The sequence below is a fragment of the Caballeronia sp. M23-90 genome, assembly GCF_053574605.1.
Genome location: NZ_JBSIPA010000733.1, coordinates 1 through 1,954 on the forward strand (window position 1 = coordinate 1; position 1,954 = coordinate 1,954).

The 1,954-nt window shown below is 62.5% G+C and carries 2 protein-coding genes; both read left to right on the forward strand.

The window, feature by feature from the left end:
- On the forward strand, window positions 1–1,094 hold a 1,094-nt coding region (locus tag ACRXB1_RS35265), incomplete at its 5' end, for a cellulose biosynthesis cyclic di-GMP-binding regulatory protein BcsB (RefSeq protein ID WP_449494684.1).
- Between the two features lie 61 nt (window positions 1,095–1,155).
- Window positions 1,156–1,954: cellulose synthase complex periplasmic endoglucanase BcsZ (gene bcsZ / locus ACRXB1_RS35270; RefSeq protein ID WP_449494685.1), on the forward strand; the 799-nt coding region annotated here is incomplete at its 3' end.

Consider the following 1,954-nt stretch of genomic DNA (forward strand, 5'->3'; position numbering starts at 1 on the left):
TCGATCCGAATTCGACCATCGACTTGTCGGGTTTCCCGCACTACATGGCGCTGCCCGATCTCGCAGCGTTCGCCAACGGCGGTTTCCCGTTCACGCGCATGGCGGATCTCTCGCAGACGGCCGTGATTCTGCCCGACAAAACCGCTGCCGCGCGTCATCAAATCTATGTGCCGCCGCTTCTGCTGACACCGCGTTCGCAATTGCGCCTGCATTTCTATTACGACTATCCGAAGACCGGCGAATGCCAGGGCCGCATCCTGGACAACGTGGTCGGCGCGATCGATCCGAATTCGACCATCGACTTGTCGGGTTTCCCGCACTACATGGCGCTGCCCGATCTCGCAGCGTTCGCCAACGGCGGTTTCCCGTTCACGCGCATGGCGGATCTCTCGCAGACGGCCGTGATCATGCCCGACGATCCCAGCTCGGCGGACTACAGCCTGTTCCTGCTGGAGATGGGCCGCATGGGTGCATCGACGGGATATCCCACGACCGGTGTCACGGTCGCACAAGCCAATCAGGTCGATAACCTCGCCGATAAAGACCTGCTGATCCTCGGTTCACCCGGGCGCCAGCCGCTCTTGCAACGCTGGTCGAAGAACATGCCGTTCTCGGGCGATGCCGACTCGCGCAACTTCGAGCTCTCCGATGTCGCGTTCAAGGTCGTCGACTGGTGGCACGGCGAACGCGGCGTGGAGCGTTTGCCGGCACGCGCGGACCTCACGCTCGTGAGTTCCAACGGCGATGCGCTCATTACCGGCTTCAAATCTCCGCTGCACAGCGAGCGCAGCGCGGTCGCACTGATCAGCGCGGCGGGACAGTCGGATGCGGACTTGTCGGCGGCCTTGCTCGACAACGACATCCTCCCCGAGATCCAGGGCGCCATGGCCGTGATCCACGGACGCGACGTGACGGTGACATCGAACGGACAGGCGTATTACGTCGGCCGCCTGTCGCCATTCGAATACATGCGATGGGCGTTGTCGTCGCATCCGCTCCTGCTCGTCTTGAGCGGCTTGCTTGCGGCCATTATCATCGCGGCACTGTTCTACCGTGCACTGCGCGCGGTCGCAGCGCGCCGTTTGAGGGATTGATATGCAGGCTGGTTTCAAGCGTGGATCGAAGGCAGCAGTTTTGACGCTGGCATTGTTCAGCATGGGATTCACTCCTGGCGCCGGGGCTTTTGCGCCGGTGACGAAGGAATGCGCGGACTGGAACGCCTACCGGACGTTCGCGTCGCGCTTCATTCAAGCTGATGGCCGCGTGGTCGACTTCTCCACGCCGGCGCAGCAGACTACGTCCGAAGGCCAGTCGTATGCCATGTTTTTTGCGCTGGTCGCAAACGATCGCGCCATGTTCGACCGCTTGCTGAACTGGACCCGCGCGAACCTGGCGGCCAATCAGTTCGATGCAAACACCATGCGGCTGCCATCGTGGCAATGGGGCCGCAAAGCGGACGGCTCATTCGGCGTGCTCGATCCGAATTCCGCATCCGACTCCGATGTATGGATTGCCTACGATCTGCTGCAAGCCGGCCGTCTCTGGAACGAACCCCGCTATACGCGTCTGGGCGAAGCGCTCGCGGCGCAGATCGTGAAGCATGAAGTGGCGAGCCTTGATGGTATTGGACCGATGCTGCTGCCCGGTCCACAAGGTTTCCAGATCGGCGATGTGACGCGTCTCAACCCGAGTTATTCGCCGCTGCCAGTGTTGCGCGGTCTTGCCAGCGCCATGCCGAAGGGTCCCTGGAACGCGCTCGCGGAGAACGGTTACAAGCTGGTGTCGGTGACGTCGCCACGAGGCTTCGCGCCCGACTGGGCGGCGTATAAAAACGGCCAGTTCGTGGTCGATCCGCAGAACGCCGACACCGGCAGCTACGACGCCATCCGCGTTTATTTGTGGGCAGGCATGGCGTCGAGCGCCGATCCGCTCAGCAAGCCCTGGCTCGCGGCGA